Origin of the sequence: Paenibacillus sp. (assembly GCF_031177825.1) — a bacterium.
Lineage (GTDB): Bacteria > Bacillota > Bacilli > Paenibacillales > YIM-B00363 > Paenibacillus_AE.
Genome location: NZ_JAPSKE010000021.1, coordinates 1 through 15,487, shown reverse-complemented (window position 1 = coordinate 15,487; position 15,487 = coordinate 1). Strand labels below are relative to the sequence as shown.

General features: G+C 58.7%; 16 protein-coding genes. 4 read left to right on the top strand and 12 right to left on the bottom strand.

Translation table 11 applies throughout. The features are described from left to right. Window positions 1-90: 90 nt before the first annotated feature. Complete coding sequence (locus tag RIN49_RS20520; protein WP_309122020.1) at window positions 91-996, top strand: aldo/keto reductase; 906 nt, start codon at window positions 91-93, stop codon at window positions 994-996. Window positions 997-1,059: 63 nt separating this feature from the next. Next, window positions 1,060-3,567, top strand: a complete 2,508-nt coding sequence (locus RIN49_RS20515) for a WG repeat-containing protein (RefSeq protein WP_309122019.1) — start codon at window positions 1,060-1,062, stop codon at window positions 3,565-3,567. 65 nt (window positions 3,568-3,632) lie between these two features. On the opposite strand, the gene RIN49_RS20510 is transcribed toward RIN49_RS20515, so the two are convergent. After that, window positions 3,633-4,124, bottom strand: a complete 492-nt coding sequence (locus RIN49_RS20510) for a DinB family protein (RefSeq protein WP_309122018.1) — start codon at window positions 4,122-4,124, stop codon at window positions 3,633-3,635. Window positions 4,125-4,217: 93 nt separating this feature from the next. Next, a complete protein-coding gene (locus RIN49_RS20505) occupies window positions 4,218-5,693 on the bottom strand; it encodes a protein adenylyltransferase SelO (RefSeq protein WP_309122017.1) in 1,476 nt (491 codons plus the stop codon). 172 nt (window positions 5,694-5,865) lie between these two features. Here RIN49_RS20505 and RIN49_RS20500 point away from each other — a divergent pair, with 172 nt between their 5' ends. Next, entirely contained in the window at window positions 5,866-6,291 is a 426-nt protein-coding gene (locus RIN49_RS20500; RefSeq protein ID WP_309122016.1) for a DUF2935 domain-containing protein, read from the top strand. A gap of 449 nt (window positions 6,292-6,740) precedes the next feature. Beyond that, window positions 6,741-7,991, top strand: coding sequence for an MDR family MFS transporter (locus RIN49_RS20495; RefSeq protein WP_309122015.1), 1,251 nt, complete (start codon window positions 6,741-6,743; stop codon window positions 7,989-7,991). Between the two features lie 79 nt (window positions 7,992-8,070). Here RIN49_RS20495 and RIN49_RS20490 read toward each other — a convergent pair whose 3' ends face one another. The 10 genes from RIN49_RS20490 to RIN49_RS20445 all read right to left on the bottom strand — a co-directional run. After that, a complete protein-coding gene (locus tag RIN49_RS20490) occupies window positions 8,071-8,823 on the bottom strand; it encodes a creatininase family protein (protein WP_309122014.1) in 753 nt (250 codons plus the stop codon). Beyond that, window positions 8,823-9,986 (bottom strand): M20 metallopeptidase family protein, encoded by a 1,164-nt coding sequence (locus RIN49_RS20485; RefSeq protein ID WP_309122013.1) that lies wholly within the window; start codon window positions 9,984-9,986, stop codon window positions 8,823-8,825. The genes RIN49_RS20490 and RIN49_RS20485 overlap by 1 nt, the downstream gene beginning before the upstream one ends. A gap of 197 nt (window positions 9,987-10,183) precedes the next feature. Then, window positions 10,184-10,528, bottom strand: coding sequence for an ASCH domain-containing protein (locus RIN49_RS20480; protein ID WP_309122012.1), 345 nt, complete (start codon window positions 10,526-10,528; stop codon window positions 10,184-10,186). A gap of 70 nt (window positions 10,529-10,598) precedes the next feature. Continuing rightward, on the bottom strand, window positions 10,599-11,234 hold the full coding sequence (locus RIN49_RS20475) for a pentapeptide repeat-containing protein (protein WP_309122011.1): 636 nt from the start codon (window positions 11,232-11,234) through the stop codon (window positions 10,599-10,601). Between the two features lie 22 nt (window positions 11,235-11,256). Further along, on the bottom strand, window positions 11,257-11,484 hold the full coding sequence (locus tag RIN49_RS20470; protein WP_309122010.1) for a helix-turn-helix transcriptional regulator: 228 nt from the start codon (window positions 11,482-11,484) through the stop codon (window positions 11,257-11,259). Window position 11,485: 1 nt separating this feature from the next. Further along, a complete protein-coding gene (locus RIN49_RS20465; RefSeq protein ID WP_309122009.1) occupies window positions 11,486-11,932 on the bottom strand; it encodes a hypothetical protein in 447 nt (148 codons plus the stop codon). 145 nt (window positions 11,933-12,077) lie between these two features. Further along, complete coding sequence (locus RIN49_RS20460; protein WP_309122008.1) at window positions 12,078-12,734, bottom strand: FusB/FusC family EF-G-binding protein; 657 nt, start codon at window positions 12,732-12,734, stop codon at window positions 12,078-12,080. 239 nt (window positions 12,735-12,973) lie between these two features. Beyond that, a complete protein-coding gene (gene nadE / locus RIN49_RS20455) occupies window positions 12,974-13,786 on the bottom strand; it encodes an ammonia-dependent NAD(+) synthetase (protein ID WP_309122007.1) in 813 nt (270 codons plus the stop codon). A gap of 1 nt (window position 13,787) precedes the next feature. Next, window positions 13,788-15,263, bottom strand: a complete 1,476-nt coding sequence (locus RIN49_RS20450) for a nicotinate phosphoribosyltransferase (RefSeq protein WP_309122006.1) — start codon at window positions 15,261-15,263, stop codon at window positions 13,788-13,790. A 12-nt stretch (window positions 15,264-15,275) separates the two neighbouring features. Then, window positions 15,276-15,487 (bottom strand): cysteine hydrolase family protein (locus RIN49_RS20445; protein WP_309122005.1); only part of this gene is annotated, 212 nt, incomplete at its 5' end.

Here is a 15,487-nt window from a genome sequence, read left to right as displayed (position 1 = left end):
GGGGGGCCTTCCTCACCGATATTCGAAGACGATCTATTTTCCTACTATAATAAGAACATAAGGATCGATAAACCGGAAGGAGCAATAACATTGAAGCGCAACCGCTTGGGGACGTCCGATCTAATGGTCGGCGAAATCGGATTGGGATGCATGTCGTTGGGGACGGACGAGGCGAAGGCGCTCGCGATCGTTCGCGAGGCGTTGGACCGCGGGGTCAACTTCCTCGACACGGCGGATTTGTACGACGAAGGACGCAACGAGGAGCTGGTCGGCAAGGCGATCGCGGGCAGACGCGGCGACGTCATTCTGGCGACGAAGGTCGGCAATCGGCGCGTTCCCGGCGTCGAAGGCTGGACATGGGACCCTTCGAGGGCTTACATCCGCTCCGCCGTGAAGGACAGTCTGCGCCGGCTCGGCACCGACTACATCGACTTGTATCAGCTTCACGGCGGTACGATCGACGACCCGATCGACGAGACGATCGAAGCGTTCGAGGAGCTGCGTCGGGAGGGCGTCATCCGATATTACGGCATCTCCTCCATCCGGCCGAACGTCGTTCGGGAATACGCCCGGAGGTCGAACATCGTCAGCGTCATGAACCAATACAGCATCTTGGATCGTCGGGCCGAGGAGGAGATCCTGCCGCTGCTTCAGGAGCGCGGCATCGCCGTTATCGCCCGGGGACCTCTGGCCGGCGGCGCTCTGGCGGAAGGAAAGACGCCGAGCGAAGGGGTATTGGATTACACGCTCGAGGAACTGCTCGACCTTCGCGGGCGGCTCCAAGCGATGTCTTCCGCGGCCCGCGGCGCCATGTCGCATCTGGCCGTTCGCTACCCGTTAGCGCATCCGGCCGTCGCGACGGCCGTTCCCGGAGCGAGCTCTCTCGAGCAGCTGCGGAGCAACCTGGCTGCGGCTTCCGTTCCGCCGCTGACGCCGGAGGAGCTCGAGCGCATTCGAGGGTTCAGCAAGGCGAACCGTTACGCGGCGCACCGGTAACTCTAGGCACCAAACCCGCATTCCCGACATACGCTGTGTCGAATATGACAATGAGGTGTTGGCATGGGAATGCAAGAGGATGTAATCGTTCGGCTTGTACAAGCGTACTTACCTTATCAGGCGGAGCTCCTGTTCAGCGGCGGCGCAGCGCCGCAGGCGCTCGCCCGCGAGGCTGACTTGGATGGAGACGGCATGCCCGAAGTCGTTGCGGCGTACCGCCAAGGGCAAGGGCTGTATCTCATGGTGTTGAAGCGGTACATGTCGGGCTGGCGCGTCGTCGGCGTCGGGAAGGGGCCCGGCTACGACGTCGATGCGTTCCTTATCGCGCCGATCGTCGCTCGTTACCCCGGCAATCTGGTCGTCGGCTGGCGCATCGGCGCCGCATGGTCGAAGTTGTCCGTCTACGCTTGGACGCCGCACGGGCTCGTCGACCTCGCGCCGGTCGACCTCAGCTACAGCCGTCTGGAGATCGGCGACTTCCCCGGGGCTCCCGAGCACGCTCGGAAAGCGGAGCTCGCCCTATGGATTCACGACACGGGAGAAGCGTACCGGGTAGACGTTCTGCGCTGGGATCGCAATCGCTTCCTCCCCGCGACGGACGTATACCCGTATTACTTCGGGCGGGTCGCGGCGTATTATGCCGAGCTCGCCGCGCGGCACCCGGACTACCGCGTGTATTGGTATTACTTGGCCGATTCGCAGGAGAAAGCCGGGAATCCGGACGAAGCGCTGCGCGCCGTCGATCGCGCGCTCGCGATCGACGCGCCGTATCCGTCCCAGGAGACGTTGACGGCGCTTCGGAACCGCATCGCGGGAACGGCAGCCGCGACGGCCGCCGGCATGCGCGTTCCGCTCGGGGAACCCCGCGCCGCGGCGCTCTTCCCCGCCTCCGTGAAGGAGGTCGGCGGCACGAAGTGGGGTTTCGTCGACGAGCGAGGCGCGTGGCGGGTCCCGCCGACATATTCGTATGCGACGGACTTCGCGGATACGCGCGCCGTCGTGCAATTAGGCGGCAAATACGGCGCGATCGACGCGTCCGGCCGCCTCGTCGTCCCGGCGGAATACGAATGGCTCGATTCGTTCGCCGAAGGGCGAGCGACGGCGTTCGACCGCGACGGCGCTCGCATCGTCGACGAGAACGGGCGCGTCTTGACGAAGAAGGCGTATTCCTTCATCGCCGCGTATAGCGATGGACGCGCGCTCTTCTCCTCGCAAGAAGGAGATAAGTATCTCTACGGTTACTTGGATCGGGAAGGCGACGAGGTCATTCCAGCAACCTTCCTGGAGGGGAGCGACTTCGCGAACGGGAAAGCGATCATGAAAGTCGCCGACCGGGAATACGCGCTTATCGGGCCGAACGGCGAGCGGAAGGCGACGTATCGTTACGACTACGTCGGCGCCCCGGGAGACGGACTACTGCCGTTCCGGAAGGAAACGGACGGGAAATACGGCTATATCGACGAAGCCGGGAAGGTCGTCATCGAACCGCGATACGCCGAGGCGCGGCCGTTCCAGGCAGGGCGCGCGGTCGTGAACGTCGCGGAGGACTTCAAGGGCGAATACGGGCTGATCGACCGAACGGGCGCGTTCGTCGTCGAACCGAAGTACAACGAGGTGCGTCCGCTGGGCGACGGCCGCGTCGCGCTCGGCCGGGCGATCGACCCGGAGCAGCCGTTCATCGGGTCGATGTACGCAGTCGCCGACGCGACCGACGGCCGCTTGCTGACGGACTTCCGCTTCTTCGCCGTGAACGACTTCCAGGACGGATTGACCTCCGCGTCCGACGAGTCCCAGACGTACTTCATCGGGCGCGACGGCAAGCCGGCGGCGGGTTACCCCCGCTTCGACGGCAGCGGAACGCTGACGCGCCGCGGCGACATCATCCAGGCGAACATCGACCAGCGCACGTTCTATTACGACCGGCGGCTCGGCAGCGTCGTCTGGTCGCCGAACACGACGATTCCGCTCTCGCCGCCGTACGTCGTGAAGGAGCTCAAATACAAGCCGAACCGCGATTATCTGGTCTACTACCCGCAAGTGGAAGGCATGTCCGACGCCGCCGCGCAGGAACGAGCGAATCGACGCCTCCGCGAGCTGGCGGAAGTGAAGCCGGTGCCGTCCGGACAGCTCGAATCCAGCTATACGGGCGATTTCGAAATCCCGTTTTTCCGCGGTTCGCTTCTGGTCGTGGAATTCAACGCGTACGACTACCCATGGGGAGCGGCGCACGGCATGCCGACGCTCGTCTACGCGCACCTGGATCTGAAGAACGGCCGCTTCTACGAACTCAAGGACTTGTTCCTCCCCGGGAGCGATTACGCCAAGAAGCTAAGCGACATCGTCGGGGAACAGATCAAAACCGACCCGCAATACGACTTCTTGTTCCCGGACAGCTACAAGGGCATTACGCCCGACCAACCGTTCTACGTCACGGCGAATGCGCTGCATCTGTATTTCCAACCGTACGAGATCGGGCCGTACGCGGCCGGCTTCCCGACGTTCCACATCCCGTTCGAGCAGCTGCGCGACATGATCGACGCGAACGGGGCGTTTTGGAAATCGTTCCACTGAAGCGGCCGCCGCAAAAGCGCGACGCCCTCGGCTCCGTAAGAGGAGCCGAGGGCGTCGTCTTTTCGTTATTTGCGCATCGCTGCGGTTTCTTCTTCGTTCGGACCGTAGACGCCCGGAGGAACAAGGCCGGCTTGGCGAATAAGAACCGTCATCTGTCCGCGGTGATGAATCTGATGACGTACGATCGTGTTCAACAAACCGCCGTACGTCGTATCGATGAAGCCGAACAACAAGAGTTTCTCCGACAGCTTCTCGTCGTTCCAGTGCTGCTTCAACGCCGCGACCGCCTTCTCGCTCACCTGGCGATACCCTTCGACGATCTCGGACGCCTTGGTCGGCGTCGGCGAATCGAACCCGGGACCTTCCGCTTGCAGTCCTCCGGCGCCGAGCATGCCGCTAACGCTGCTGACCAAGTGCCAGCCGAGATCTCCGAGCGTTCTCTTCCCGTCCGATACCGCCTGCGGCAACGATGCGTCCGTCAACGTCTCGAGCACTTTCAGCGTGAGCGCCTCTTCCTGAGCCCAATCCTGTAAAAAGTCGTTCAAGCTACGATACATTCGAATCCCGCTCCTTCTGCTGTCCATTTCAGGAAAAGCATACCATTCCGCGAGTCGGATTCGCAAATGTCGCGACAAGCGTCGCCGGGCGCGTCAGGTCCCGCAATACGTTCGGTACGGGCGAGCCGTTCTCGCCGCCGGCGCGGCGTATGCCGCCTGTTCCGGCGCGTGCGCGTACGGGGTCGAAAGCACGCGAAGCAGCCGCTCCATGACGCTGTAGTCCCCGTTCGCCGCGGCTTCCAGCGCTTCCTCCACTCGATGGTTGCGCGGGATGACCGCCGGATTGCTGTTCCGCATCAACCGGATCGAGGCGTCCTTCCCTTCCGGCTGCCGCTCCAATCTCGCCTTCCGCTTCTCCTGCCACGTCGCGAACTCCGCGGTGCCGAACAGCGCCTCTTCCTCCCCCCGATCGAACGTTAACGCGAGGAACGTATTCGTGTAGTCCGCCCGAACTTGCTGCATGAGGCTGAGCAGCTCTTCGATCAGCGCTTCGTCCTCCGCCTCTTCCCCCAAGAGGCCTAACTTCGCTCTCATCCCCGACAGCCATTCCCGGCGGAACGATCCGGCGAAGCCGGCGATCGCCCCTTCCGCTAATTTCACGGCTTCGTCTTCGTCGTCATGCAGCAGCGGCAGAAGGCTTTCCGCCAATCTCGCTAAATTCCAAGCGGCGATCGGCGGCTGATTGCCGTACGCGTAGCGGCCTTGCCGGTCGATGGAGCTGAATACCGTCGCCGGATCGTACGCGTCCATGAAGGCGCACGGGCCGTAGTCGATCGTCTCGCCGCTGATCGTCATATTATCCGTATTCATGACGCCGTGGATAAACCCGACGAGCTGCCACTTGGCGACAAGCGCGGCCTGCCGCTCGACGACGGCTTGCAGGAGCGCGAGGTAGCGGTTCCCGCACGCGTCGTCGATCTGCGGATAATGCCGTTGCAGGGCGTAATCCGCGAGCGCGCGCAGCTCTTCGGCCCCGCCTCGGCCGGCGGCGTATTGGAACGTGCCGACGCGAAGATGGCTCGCCGCTACGCGGGTCAACACCGCGCCTTGCAGTTCTTCTTCGCGCACGACGGGCTGTCCGGTCTTCACGACCGCCAAGCTCCGAGTGGTCGGAATCCCGAGCGCGTGCATCGCTTCGCTGATGATATATTCGCGCAGCATCGGCCCGAGCGCGGCACGCCCGTCGCCGCCGCGGGAGAACGGCGTTCTCCCCGAGCCCTTCAGTTGAATATCGAACCGCTCGCCTTGCGGATCGACTTGTTCCCCCAGGAGCAAGGCGCGGCCGTCTCCCAGCATCGTGAAGTGTCCGAATTGATGTCCTGCGTACGCTTGGGCCAGCGGATCGGCCCCATCGGGAACCCGATTGCCCGCAAGCGTCTCCGCGCCTTCCGCGGATCGAAGCGCTTGGGCGTTCAACCCTAACGCTTCCGCGAGCGGCTCGTTCAAGACGACCCATTCGGGCGAACGAACCGGAACGGGAGGCTGCTTGGCATAGAACGCCGCCGGAAGCCGCGCATAGCTATTATCGAAGTTCCATCCGACATCCGGATGCGTCGATTTATCTGTCATCTTTCGAATCCCCTCTTCCTGCATTGGACTGCGAATTTGTCGATACATGAAGTATACCCGACTTCTCCTCCGATCCGGAAATTTCTTTCTCCCTCCGGCCGAGCGCGTCCGGCCGTTCTAATCGGCGGAACGGCTTCATAGGGTGGAATGGGATCGATCGGAGGTGAAGGGGATGCAGTTTTATTATGGCAATCAGATGCCGCTTAGAATCTTAGATGAGGCCGAGTTTTGGAAGCATCAAGAAGAAGAACATACCGTCGTCATTCGCGAGTTGGTCGCAGGGTTGGAGCAGCCTTACGTCGATGCGTTGGAGCAGTGGGAGAACGTCTTGTCTGCGACGCATCAAACCGTCGTCCGATTCATCGAGTCCGTCGTTCGTTCCGGCGGCGTCTTGTCCCCCGCGTTGCACCAAGAGGTTATGAAGCTGGTGCACGCTTGCTTGAATCAAAGCCTTCAATTTATCGAGTTCTGTCGGCATGTCAAGGAAAACAGCGCGCCGGTGCAGAGCAACCCGACCGCCGTCGTCGTCATCAATCATATTATTCGAGAATCCGAGTATTTCGTGGGCATCGCCCAGACGTTGTTATACTCGGCATGACCGAACGGAAAGGAGCGGGCCGTCGCGGCTCGCTCCTTTCCGTTTCCTTCCGTAAGCATAAAAAAAGCTCTGCCGCGAAGGCAGAGCCGAACACGCAATATCGAATTACCCTACATACCGTTCCTTGGTGGAGACAACCTATGATTTCTCGCGTTAAGGGGTGTGGACAGAAGACATCCATGTGCTCTAATTGACAGTATGGCCCAATGTTCTAAGCAATATACCCCATCTATAAAAAAAAACGCATCCTCGTGGATTCGATTCCTTCTCGGAACATGCGTTCGGTTTATGTAGCAGTTCAACTACATCGAGTTGTATTCGACTTCAATATTATTAGTATAAACCAACGGTAAATATAAGTCTATATTTTCGTTGAAGAATATCTTATATTTTCAATACCCGGCCGGGAAATCGAAAGCATATCGTCGAACGAAACCGAGGAGGCCTTCGTGCACATCCGTGTTTGGAATGGAAATATGAAAGTTCGGTTGATCGGGGAAGGGCTGTTTAACATGCTGTTCTGGATGTACTTCCCGTTCATTACCGTGTATTTCGGGACGGCCTTGGGCAATCATGTCGCGGGCGTTCTCATGACCGTCCCTCCCCTGTTCGCCATGATCGGAAGCCTCGTCGGGGGCGCGTTGACGGATCGGTTCGGCCGGCGCCCGATCATGCTGTTCGGCGCGCTGCTTCAGGCGGTCATGTTCGTCTTGTTCGCGGCGTCGGGATCCCATTGGATCGACTACGCGGCGTTTATCGGGCTGGGGCTCGGGGGAGCCGTCTATCGACCGGCGAGCTCCGCCATGGTGGCCGACTTGGTTCCCGCGGAACACCGCCGCCAAGTCTTCGCCACGTTCATGACGGTCAACAATATCGGCGCGGTGCTCGGGCCCGCGCTTGGGGCCGTCTTCTTCTTCCGCTACCGGCAAGAACTGCTATGGACCTGCGCCGCGGTCCTGCTGTTGTATTTTATCGCGATCTACTTCATGGTTCGGGAGACGGCTCCGATTTCGGCGGACGGACCGGACCGGTCGAAGCCGCTCGCCGGCGTCTTCAAGGAGCAATGGCATGGCTACGGCGTTATCTTCCGCGACAAGGTGTTCCTGATCTACATCGCGGCAGGCATCTTCTCCCTCGTTCCGATCATGCAGCTAGACCTATACCTGTCCGTCTACGTTACCGAGGAGGTTCCCGCCCAGTCGATGTTCGCCTGGAAAGGCGATCCGCTTGTCCTGTCGAGCATGGATATCTACGGGTGGCTCGTCGGGTTTAACGGTTTGTTGTTCGTCCTGTTTATTCTCCCGGTCACGACATGGTTTCGGCGCTGGAAAGAGCGGAATGTGTTCATTCTGTCCTCCTTATTGTCCGGCGTCGGTACATTTCTCGTCGGCGTAAACAGCGATTTATGGTACTTGTTCTTCGTTACGATCCTATTCACCTTCGGAGAAATGATACGTTCCCCGGTCGCCCAAAGCTTCGTCAGCCGCTATGCCCCGGAGCATGCCAGAGGACAGTATATGGGCGCCGACAGCCTGCAAAATACGATCGGCAAATTTTTGTCGCCAATAACGGTATTTTTATCGAGCTGGGCGGCGCCGATGGTCATCTTCGGCATGATTCTCGTCTTCGCGCTTATTAGCGTCGCTCTGTACGTCCAATTGTTTCGTATGGATCCGGAAATGCCTCGCGCCGCGCAATAGCGATCAATAAAATCGCCTACCTCGAAAAGGGAAAGGCCCGAGCATGTCGCCATGACTCGGGCCTTCTCTTCTTCGCGCTTCACCGTACGTCTCGCGCCTTCGCCGCGATTCGCTCCCGTTCCCGATCGATCGCTTCCAAAAATTCCAACGTACAATCGACCGTCAGCTCAAGAAGCCGCCGCCCCTTCTCCGCCGTCGCATCCTCCGGATTCCCCCAATACCCGTCCTCCGTAATATCCGTCACGTCGAAGTAATCCATGAAATCTTGCCGAGCCGTCGTATGGTCCTGCTCCGGAACGAATTCGTCGACATGCTCGGGGCACAAGTGCATCATAATCGAGGTTTCTTTCTCCCCGGCATGGAGATCGTTCTGCACGTGCCGCACGACCTCGTGCTGCCGCTTCAACGCGATGTTGGACGGAACGAGAACGACCTCCATCGCCGCGCCTCGTTCTTGGAAATCTCGGTTCAACTGCCGCACGGTCGGCTTCAAAATCCAATTGCCGCCGTGGCCGCTGAATACGACGAGACGGCGGAAGCCCGTATACCTGAGCGACTCCGCGATGTCCCGAATGACGAGCGCGAGCGTATCCGCCCGCAAATAGACGGTCCCCTTCGCTTCCCGATGCTCGATGGAGGAGGACACGCTTACGCATGGCAGCAAGTACCCGTCCAGCCGTTCGGCCAACCGGGACGCGACTTCTTGCGCGATGATCGCATCGGTTCCGACCGGCAGATGACTGCCGTGCTGCTCGATCGCGCCGACGGGAAGGACGGCCGTATGGCAAGGATGCGTTAGGAAATCCCGCTTCGTGCTGTACAGGTTCAGCATCAGAGCCCCTCCAAGTAATCGATCGCAAGGGAGGCGAGCATCGCCGCGCCGAACGGCATCGCGCTTTCGTCCAGATCGAACGAAGGATGATGGAGCGGGTAGGCGGTGTCGTCCCCGCTCCGGGTGCCGAGCCGAAACATGACGGCCGGCACGCGTCCGGCGACGAAGGCGAAATCCTCGCCTCCCATCGTAGGGGGGATCTTCTCCCGATTGCCGGCGCCCATCACTTCGTCGCTCGTTCGCGCGAACCGTTCGTACATAGCCTCGTCGTTCGCGACGACCGGATACCCGTCCCGCAGCTCAAGCTCGTACCGTGCGCCGAACGCCTCCGTTACGCCTTTGACGATGGACTCGATCTTCCCGCGCATCTGCTCGCGCAGCTTCGGGTTCAGCGTTCGCACCGTACCCAGAAGCTCGACCTCCGGCGCGATGGCGTTCATGGCGTAGCCTCCGTTGATTTGCCCGATCGTCACGACGACCGAGTCGAGCGGATCGACCTGTCGGCTGGCGATCTGTTGCAGCGCCGTAACGACTTGAGCCGCGATCGGAATCGAGTCGATCGTATGGTGCGGGCTTGCCGCATGTCCGCCTCTTCCGACGATCTTGATGCGAAGTCCGTTGGTCGCCGCCCAAGCGGGCCCGATCGATGCCGCCGTCTTCCCGAGGGGATGGTATGGCGAGACGTGCAGCGCCGCCGCGGCATCGACCGACGGATCGTTCAGCACGCCGTCCTCGATCATCGCCTTCGCCCCCGCTCCCGCCTCCTCGGCCGGTTGGAACATGAACTTGACGCTGCCGCGCCGCAAGCCTCGTTCCGCGAGAAGCTTCGCCGCTCCCATCAGCATTGCCGTATGGGCGTCGTGCCCGCAGAGATGCGCCTTGCCTTCCACCGTCGAACGATACGGCGCCGACTTCGCGTCCGGAATCGGCAGCGCATCCATATCCGCCCGCAGCAAGAACGTCGGTCCCGGCTCCGCGCCTCGCAGCAAGCCGACGACGCCCGTCTTCCCGACGCCCGTTCGGACTTCCAGACCCAGGCTTCTTAGATGGTCGGCGACAATGCCGGACGTCCGGCGTTCCTCGTACCCCAATTCCGGATTTCGGTGGAAATCCCTCCTCCAGGCGATCATTAGCTCCGCAATCGCTTTCGACGAATCGAGCATCCGTTTCCCCTCCGCCACGCTCCCTCAGTCCTTCCCGTCAATGATCTTCGAACCTGCCTCTACCCATCATATCAGAGGAACATGTTCATTTTTTTCGAAGTTCTCTAACATTATTTAAGATCGACAGAAGCGAAAAGGACGGCAAAGCCATTCGGATCGAATGACTAGCCGTCCTTTTCCTTGTCCAACCCCTATACTCATACCTCGCGGAACTCATGCACCCACACCTTCATGTGCGGCAGCCAAGGCATGCCGGGGTGGTACGAGAGGATCGCTTCCTTGTATTCTTCCACGCTGTCGTAGCCTTCCTGTCTTGCGTGTTCGTCCGTCAAGTCGCCGAGCGACTGGCGATACACGCGTTCGATAACGAACTCCCGCCCCTGCAGCGTCATCGTCTCCCCGATATCCGCGTACCGCCCGTTGCGGCGCGTCGCGGTTTTCGTGCCGGCTACGATCTTCCGGATCTCCGCTTCTTTCGTGACGAGCTTCTCGATCGAGCACGTCTTCGGCGGCATAACGTCTTGCGCTTCCACTTCCGACATAGCGGCTTCCTCCTTCGCGTTCGTCCTCACACTGTACCACAACCGGACCCGTTCGCCAAAATCGCCCGGATTATCGTACGACCATTCCCATCAATCCGACGAAAGCCGCTGCCTGATGCGCCGCTATCGTACAACCTTCCAAATCGTCGAGATTGACGTGCAATACGTCGAAGCGACTATCGCTAAGGTCCACCCCTGTAAGCTTCGAGCCGTTCAGAGTTGCCTGGTCCAGATTACAACGCATAAACTGTAAATGTTTTATCGTCGACGAATAAAAATCGGCGCTTCCCAACGAGCAGTCCTCGAAGCTCACTTGTTTGAAATTCGCGAATCGGAAGTTCGAATAGTCGCTCAAACAGTTCACGAATCTAACGTTCTGCAGCTTGCTCTGCGAGAAGTCCGTTCCGATGAGCTTACAGTCGACAAACTCCGATCGAAGCATGAACGCTCCCGACATGACGACATTGGACAAATCGCAGCCTTCGAAGACGACATCGGTAAGCTCGAGCTGTTCCAAGGACGATTCCGTCACTGTTACATTGCGCAGCAGCGTCTTGTCGAATGAAACTCTGGTCGCTTCTAGCCCTTCGATCGCGATGTTCTCCAACATTCCGCCGCTGATTACCTCTTTCGACTCGAGCGAGCGAATCGTTTCGAGCGGTTGCAGCTCCGCAGGTAATTTCGGTTTTTCTAGTTTTGTCTTCATATTCGCTCCATCTACAATGTGATTACTGCATTCCCTGTTCTTCCCCATAGAAGAACACTTCTTCCAACGGCAGACGGAACGCCTGCGCGATGCGGAACGCCAGCTCCAGCGACGGGGAGTAATTCCCCTTCTCCAAGGCGACGATCGTTTGTCTCGTGACGCCTACCTTATCGGCCAGCTGCTGCTGGGTCATCTCGTCGTGGTTGAAACGCAACTTCCGGATATGATTGCCGACGACATGCTTCCCCATGTCAGACACCTCTCCGATAGTGGTACAGCCTCGTCAAGGAACCGGTCACCTCGGAGACGAAGCCGGAGCATATCAGAATCATGAACATCACTTGCAGCGGCCGGTCGATGACTAGCGAGCCCATGGCAAGCAGAAAGCCGAGGATAAAGATGAAAAAGGAATTGCGGAACGCCTTCAAATCGATGAGCCGATCCAGTTCGTCCGCGAACGACGGTTCCTTCTCCCCGGTCGTGATCCGAAAGACGATGTTGAACGCGATGCCGATCGCGAGATGCGCCGCGATGGAAAAGACGGTTAAGTAAAGCACGAAAGAACCCCAATAGCGCAAAGCTTCCCCCGATTCCGCTTCGCCTGCGGGGTACAGCGGGTACATGTACAAGCAGAATGCGCCGAAGATAAACACGGCGGCGATCAACGACACGATGCTCTTCTTTTCTTGATACGTCATAGGCCACGCCTCCTGTATGCGTCCCTTTACATAATGTAAAGTTTGATATACATATCGTAACCATGATTATCCATCATGTCAAGTTAATTTTACATCATTGTGCATAGAGAAGGCCAACCGGCGAATACCGGTTGGCCTTCTTGTCTTACTCTCCAAGAACCGAGCGGATAAACCTCTCCAACGGAGTCACATCGGTCAAGTTCTTGTTGCATTCATGTCCGTTCATGCAGATATAGTTGCCGACCGAATTGTAATAGTCCGGAGATGCGTTCGCCGGTCTCTTCTTGGATACGGCCGAAAACAAGGTCAACTCTTCGAATCTATTGCAGACGAAGCAGAAGCTTTTCTTATTCGTCGCCGTGAATCTGCCTTCTACGCCGACGAATTGTCCGCCTTCCGGGTACACGATGAACATCTTGTTAGACGATATATCGGTCCAGCTCAGGTAAGAGACGAACCGGAAATCGATTTGCGACAGGTCGGGCAGCTTCAGCTTCTTGTTTTTCGGAAACAGCTTCCGAATTTGCGTTTCGGTCATTTGCGGAAACGCAAGCAGATACGGCTCGAGCGCCTGCAAATATTGCTGCACGTCTTCCGCCGTCTTCAACTCGGAAATCGATTCCAGCATCGTCTTCCGGTTGTCCGTTATGTCGGGAAACAGCTCCGCCACTTTGGTTTGCGCGCTATAGCGGACGGACTCCACTACCTTCCGGTCGTTGACCGATCGGAGCGCATGAAGCACGGCGTTCGCCTGGTTTTTAATAAAATTATATTGGTGGTTTCTAATAAATGGTACGTGCATAGCCGTCATGCCCCTTATTTATAGTTTGGAAAGCGAATAAGGTGCAAAGCCAAATATTAGAAACGATAGATGCCGAGTCGGGCGAAATGGTGGATCCCGTCAGCCCATGCAAAGTATCGCCTCCAATTTAGGCTTTGCATGAGGCTCCGCCAATCCGGCAATCTCTGATTGCCATCCGTATCACCACCTTGTAAGAAATATGATTATTATAACGGAACGACTACGCCGGCGGCAATGGCTTATTTCCACCACGAATCGTACATCGTTACCGGCAGCTCCCGCTTATGCCGCGTCGCGGCATACCTCTTCTCGATCGCCTTCCGGGCTTCGCCGGCGACCGGCTTCCCTTCCAGGTAATCGTCAAGAACGCTATACGCGATGCCGAGCTCCGTTTCGTCGGCTTGCTGCGGCTTCGCGTCGAGCAGATCCGCGGTCGGCGTCTTCAGATATAAGCGTTCGGGCGCATACAGTCGGATCAACAGTTCGCGCCCTTTGCGCTTCGTAAGCCCCGAGAGCGGCAGCAGATCCGCCCCGCCGTCGCCGAACTTGGTGAAAAATCCGGTTACGGCTTCGGCGGCGTGATCCGTTCCGATGACGAGGCACCCGTGCTCGCCGGCGATCGCGTATTGCGCCAGCATCCGCACCCTCGCCTTCACGTTGCCTTTTTGGAAATCCGAAATGTGTCCTCCCGCCGCCTGACGGTACGTCCGAACGAAGGCATCGACCGACTCCGCGATGTTCAGCGCGATCGTTCGGTCCGGTTCGATGAACGCCAACGCCGCTTGCGCGTCGGCTTCGTCTTTTTGTTCCCCGTAAGGCAGTCGAACCGCGATGAACGTCGCATCGTACCCTTCCTCCCGAAGCTCGCCCGCGGCCAATTGGGCGAGACGCCCGGCAAGGGTCGAATCTTGCCCGCCGCTGATGCCGAGTACGAAACCTTTCCCGCCCGCGCGGCGGCAGTACGCCTTGAGGAAGTCGATACGCTCCCGAATTTCCTGCGACGGATCGATGCATTCTTTCGTTTTCAATTCGGCCATGATTCGCGTCTGCATCCTATTTCCCCTCCCGGTCTTCGTTCGCTTCCACCTTCGCCAATACCGATCGAATCATGCGCATCTTGTTGTCCCAGCAGGCTTGGCTGAGATCGACAGGGTATTCCACTGGATTCAAAGTGCGTTTGTACTCGGCCCATAAAACATCCAGGTTCGCTTGGACGAAGGCGCGGATCTCTCCGAGCTCCGGCAATTCGTAGGTCAACGCCCCATCCTCGAAGATGGTTTCGTATAGCTCCCGCGCTTCGAAATCGGTCACGAACTTGGCGATATGCGTATGCACCGGATGGAACATCTTTAACCGCGACTCGCGCTGCGGCTCCTCGTGCTCGAGCGCGATATAATCCCCTTCGGCCTTCCGCGTTTCCCGATTGACGATCCGGAAGACGCGCTTCATCCCCGGGGTCGAGACCTTCTCCGGATTGGAACTGATCTTGATCGTATCGACCATCCGACCGTGTTCGTCCTCGATCGCAATGAGTTTATAGACGGCTCCCAGCGCCGGTTGGTCGTAAGCCGTAATGAGCTTCGTCCCGATCCCCCAGACGTCGATCTTCGCGCCTTGCGCCTTAAGGTTCAGGATCGTCGTTTCGTCCAAGTCGTTGGAGGCGTATATTTGGGCATCGGGGAATCCCGCTTCGTCCAGCATCTTCCGCGCGGTTTTCGATAAATACGCAAGGTCTCCGCTGTCGAGGCGGATCCCCTTGAATCGAATTCGATCCCCGAACTCTTTCGCGACCCGGATCGCGTTGGGTACGCCGGATTTCAACGTATCGTACGTGTCTACGAGGAACACGCAATCGGTATGCTCGCTCGCATACTTGCGGAAAGCGGTATACTCGTCTCGGTACGCTTGAACCATGGCGTGCGCATGCGTCCCCGCCGTAGGAATGCCGAAGAGCTTCCCCGCCCGTACGTTCGAAGTCGCGTCGAAGCCGGCCAGATAAGCCGCTCGCGTCCCCCAGATGGCGGCGTCCATCTCCTGCGCGCGCCTTGTGCCGAACTCCATCGCGACCTCCTCCCCGACGATCTGCTTCATCCGAGACGCCTTCGTAGCGATGAGGGTTTGGTAGTTCACAATATTGAGAAGCGCCGTTTCGATCAGTTGGCCTTCCGCCAGCGGCGCCTCGATGCGTAGGATGCCTTCGTTCGCGAATACGATCTCCCCTTCTTTCATCGAGCGCACCGTACCCGTGAAACGGATCGTCTTAAGAAAATCGAGAAACGCCTCCTTGTATCCCTCTTCGCGAAGGTAGGCAAGGTCGTCTTCCGTGAACCGGAACTCCTTCAAGTACTGCACGACCCGTTCCAAACCGGCGAACACCGCATACCCGTTCCCGAACGGGAGCTTTCGGAAAAATAACTCGAACACGGCCTTCCGGCGATGCATATTGTCGGCCCAGTACACCTGCGTCATGTTAATCTGATATTTATCCGTGTGCAGCGCGAGGCCGTCGTCCTTATATATGCCTATCATTCCCGCTCCCCCTTAGCGAATGGTTGCGCCAAGCGCGTTCTTGAAGTGACGCAGCGCCCATTCATGACCTTCCGCATCGAAGCTTGCGACCGCGCGTTCGTGTACGACGATCGCGAAGCCTTTGTTATAAGCGTCTACAGCCGTGTGGAGTACGCAAATGTCGGTGCACACGCCGATCAAGTGAACTTCGGTAATGCCCCGAGCCCGGAGCCGCAGCTCCAAAT

Coding starts and splice junctions, on each gene's coding strand:
- nadE (WP_309122007.1), bottom strand. CDS start 13,786: ATGCAGACGCGAATCATGGCCGAATTGAAAACGAAAGAATGCATCGAT.
- RIN49_RS20475 (WP_309122011.1), bottom strand. CDS start 11,234: ATGAAGACAAAACTAGAAAAACCGAAATTACCTGCGGAGCTGCAACCG.
- RIN49_RS20515 (WP_309122019.1), top strand. CDS start 1,060: ATGGGAATGCAAGAGGATGTAATCGTTCGGCTTGTACAAGCGTACTTA.
- RIN49_RS20510 (WP_309122018.1), bottom strand. CDS start 4,124: ATGTATCGTAGCTTGAACGACTTTTTACAGGATTGGGCTCAGGAAGAG.
- RIN49_RS20480 (WP_309122012.1), bottom strand. CDS start 10,528: ATGTCGGAAGTGGAAGCGCAAGACGTTATGCCGCCGAAGACGTGCTCG.
- RIN49_RS20465 (WP_309122009.1), bottom strand. CDS start 11,932: ATGACGTATCAAGAAAAGAAGAGCATCGTGTCGTTGATCGCCGCCGTG.
- RIN49_RS20485 (WP_309122013.1), bottom strand. CDS start 9,986: ATGCTCGATTCGTCGAAAGCGATTGCGGAGCTAATGATCGCCTGGAGG.
- RIN49_RS20500 (WP_309122016.1), top strand. CDS start 5,866: ATGCAGTTTTATTATGGCAATCAGATGCCGCTTAGAATCTTAGATGAG.
- RIN49_RS20450 (WP_309122006.1), bottom strand. CDS start 15,263: ATGATAGGCATATATAAGGACGACGGCCTCGCGCTGCACACGGATAAA.
- RIN49_RS20460 (WP_309122008.1), bottom strand. CDS start 12,734: ATGCACGTACCATTTATTAGAAACCACCAATATAATTTTATTAAAAAC.
- RIN49_RS20505 (WP_309122017.1), bottom strand. CDS start 5,693: ATGACAGATAAATCGACGCATCCGGATGTCGGATGGAACTTCGATAAT.
- RIN49_RS20490 (WP_309122014.1), bottom strand. CDS start 8,823: ATGCTGAACCTGTACAGCACGAAGCGGGATTTCCTAACGCATCCTTGC.
- RIN49_RS20470 (WP_309122010.1), bottom strand. CDS start 11,484: ATGGGGAAGCATGTCGTCGGCAATCATATCCGGAAGTTGCGTTTCAAC.